3 protein-coding genes and 1 pseudogene are annotated in these 3,192 nt (G+C 76.4%); 3 read left to right on the top strand and 1 reads right to left on the bottom strand.

What is annotated here, in order from left to right; genetic code table 11:
- The coding region (locus GTW08_RS27315; RefSeq protein WP_202417768.1) for a hypothetical protein at positions 1 to 296 on the bottom strand (296 nt) is incomplete at its 3' end.
- Positions 297 to 547: 251 nt separating this feature from the next.
- Here GTW08_RS27315 and purN point away from each other — a divergent pair.
- The 3 genes and pseudogenes from purN to GTW08_RS32275 all read left to right on the top strand — a co-directional run.
- The gene (purN, locus tag GTW08_RS27310; protein ID WP_073576416.1) at positions 548 to 1,156 is read left to right on the top strand and encodes a phosphoribosylglycinamide formyltransferase; all 609 of its coding nucleotides are present in this window, start codon (positions 548 to 550) and stop codon (positions 1,154 to 1,156) included.
- Entirely contained in the window at positions 1,149 to 2,708 is a 1,560-nt protein-coding gene (purH, locus tag GTW08_RS27305; protein ID WP_073576415.1) for a bifunctional phosphoribosylaminoimidazolecarboxamide formyltransferase/IMP cyclohydrolase, read from the top strand. Before purN ends, purH begins: the two co-directional genes overlap by 8 nt.
- A gap of 272 nt (positions 2,709 to 2,980) precedes the next feature.
- Positions 2,981 to 3,192, top strand: a pseudogene (locus GTW08_RS32275) (hypothetical protein); the annotation flags it as partial.

The raw sequence follows: 3,192 nt of genomic DNA, 5'->3' as shown, positions 1-3,192 counted from the left end.
ACCGGGCCCGGGCCGCCCGGGACCGCCGTCGCGGGTCGACGGTGGGGGAGCTGGTCGAACGCCGTCGCACCGCCGGGGCGCCCGCCCGCCGTGCCGACGCCGCACGGGACGACGACGGGGGCCACGACGACCTCCACCCCTACTCCGATGCCGTCAGCGACGAGGAGGAGCCCGGCGGAGCCGGTCGCACGACCACCCGTCGCGTCGACGGTTCCGCCGGCCGTGATCCCGCCGGCGACGACGAGGACCCCGGCCACGACCCCGACGACGGCGACCCCGACGACACGGGGGACCACGGCCCCGACGGTCGCCGCGCAGCCGGGCGCCGCGCCGACCGGGACACCGACGACGGGGACCGTCCGACCGGCGCACCGACGGCCGGACCGACCGCATCACCCGCCCCCGCGACCGCTCCCGGGACGACTGACCCGACGCCCCGGCAGGCCGGGTGACCCGGGCCACCGCACCGGGCGCCGCCGTCGTCGGAGGGCGCGTCTACCCTGGCCAGGGGCCGTGGAGCGGCCCGGGCCGGCGAGGAAGGGACACGGTGGGCGCGCAGGAGCGGCACGGGGCGCTGCGGGTCGTCGTCCTCGTCTCCGGGAGCGGCACCCTGCTGCAGGCACTGCTCGACACCGCGGGCGCCGGATTCGCCGTCGTCGCCGTCGGGGCCGACCGCGCGGGTGCCACCGGGCTCGACCGGGCCCGCGCCGCAGGTGTCCCCACCTTCGTCGAGCGGGTCGCCGACCACCCCGACCGCGACGCCTGGAACACCGCGCTCGCCGCGGCCGTCCTCGCGCACCGGCCGGGCCTCGTCGTCGGGGCGGGGTTCATGAAGCTCGTCTCCCCGGCCTTCCTGGACGCGCTCGGATGCCCGATGCTGAACACGCACCCGGCGCTGCTGCCGGCGTTCCCCGGCGCGCACGCCGTCCGGGACGCGCTGGCCGCCCGGGTGCCCGTCACCGGCGCGACCGTGCACGAGGTCGACGCCGGGCTCGACACCGGACCGGTGCTCGCGCAGGCGGAGGTCCCCGTGCTCCCGGGCGACGACGAGACCTCCCTGCACGAGCGCATCAAGACCGAGGAACGACGGCTGCTGGTCGCGACCGTGCGACGGTTCGCCACCGCCGCCCAACCCCACGAGGTGAACAGTGAGTGAGCGCAGGCCGGTACGCCGGGCCCTGATCAGCGTCTACGACAAGGCCGGTCTCCTCGACCTGGCCACCGGGCTGCACGCCGCCGGGGTGGAGATCGTCTCGACCGGCTCCACCGCACAGCGGATCGCCGACGCCGGCGTCCCGGTCACCCCCGTCGAGGAGGTCACCGGGTTCCCCGAGTGCTTCGACGGCCGGGTCAAGACCCTGCACCCGCGGGTGCACGCCGGGCTGCTCGCCGACACCCGCAAGCCCGAGCACCTCGCGCAGCTCGAGCAGCTGAACATCGCGCCGTTCGACCTGCTGGTGTCCAACCTCTACCCGTTCCGCGAGACCGTCGCGTCCGGCGCGAGCCGCGACGAGGCCGTCGAGCAGATCGACATCGGCGGCCCGGCGATGGTGCGGGCCTCGGCGAAGAACCACGAGAGCGTCGCGGTCGTCGTCGACCCGTCGCGCTACGCCTGGGTGCTCGAGCAGGTCGGCGCGGGCGGGTTCGTCGTGGAGGACCGCCGCAGGCTGGCCGCCGACGCCTACCGGCACACCGCCGCCTACGACGTCTCGGTCGCGACCTGGATGGGCGAGCAGTTCCCCGCCGGCGACGACGACGCCTCCGCCGAGTGGGTGGGCGCCACCTGGACCCGCGAGCGCCCGCTGCGCTACGGCGAGAACCCGCACCAGTCCGCCGCGCTCTACACCGACGGCACCGGTTCCGGCCTCGCCGGCGCCGAGCAGCTGCACGGTAAGGAGATGTCCTACAACAACTACGTCGACGCCGACGCCGCCTGGCGCGCCGCGCACGACCACGGCGACCGCCCCACGGTCGCGGTGATCAAGCACGCCAACCCGTGCGGGATCGCGGTCGGCGCCGACGTCGCCGAGGCCCACCGCAAGGCGCACGCCACCGACCCGGTGTCGGCGTTCGGCGGGGTCATCGCGGTCAACGGCGAGGTCTCGGTCGCGATGGCCGAGCAGGTCGCCGAGATCTTCACCGAGGTCGTCGTGGCCCCCGGCTACGCCGACGGCGCCCTCGAGGTGCTCCAGCGCAAGAAGAACGTCCGTGTCCTCCGCATCCCCGACGGCGCCGCCCGCACCGGCACCGAGCTCCGCCCGATCTCCGGCGGGTTGCTGGTGCAGCAGCGCGACCTCGTCGACGCCGACGGCGACGACCCGGCCGCCTGGAAGCTCGTCACCGGCGACGCCGTCGCCCCCGAGGTGCTCGACGACCTCGCGTTCGCCTGGCGTGCCTGCCGCGCGGTGAAGTCCAACGCGATCCTGCTCGCCCACGACGGCGCGGCGGTCGGCGTCGGCATGGGCCAGGTCAACCGGGTCGACGCGGCGAAGCTCGCCGTGACCCGGGCCGGGGACCGGGCCCGCGGCTCGGTCGCCGCCTCCGACGCGTTCTTCCCCTTCCCCGACGGGCTGGAGGTGCTGCTCGACGCCGGAGTCGCCGCCGTCGTGCAGCCCGGCGGCTCGGTCCGCGACGACGAGGTCGTCGCGGCCTGCGCGAAGGCGGGCGTGCCGATGTACCTGACCGGGACGCGGCACTTCGCCCACTGACCCACCGCCCACCCCGACGGCCCGGGACCGCCTCGCGCGGCCCGGGCCGTCGGCGTTCGGAGCAGTTCGGAGGGTGTCCCGGCCGAGAATGTCGGGGGTGCGTGCGACGGTCATCCCGTCGTCGTCACCACCCCCACCCGGGGGATGCGGAGAGGCGGCACAGGCCCTATGCTTCGAACGTCAGTTCGAGTACGCGTCGCCTTCCCCGCGGCGCGCCGGGTGAGGTCGCGGCCGTTCGGCCGTGGCGCGGTGTGTGGCGGGGAGGTACTGCGGTGCGCGTCGGTGCGGGCGAGGGGCCGGTCGTCGTCGGAGGAGCGGCGGCGGTCGGCCGGGTGGTCGGCGGTGCCGGTGGGGGAGCCGGCATCGACGTCGGGGACGACACCGGTCCGGAGGGGTCCGGGCCGGTGGTCGGGGCCGGGTCACGTGTCCCCGGGGGCGGGCGGGAGCTGCTGCCCGGGGCACGGGGCCCGGCCGGGGGGCCGGG

Origin of the sequence: Pseudonocardia sp. SID8383 (assembly GCF_009864975.1) — a bacterium.
GTDB classification, from domain to species: Bacteria; Actinomycetota; Actinomycetes; order Mycobacteriales; family Pseudonocardiaceae; genus Pseudonocardia; species Pseudonocardia alni.
Note: the sequence above shows the minus strand (reverse complement) of the source record. Positions and strands in the feature narration are given on the sequence as shown.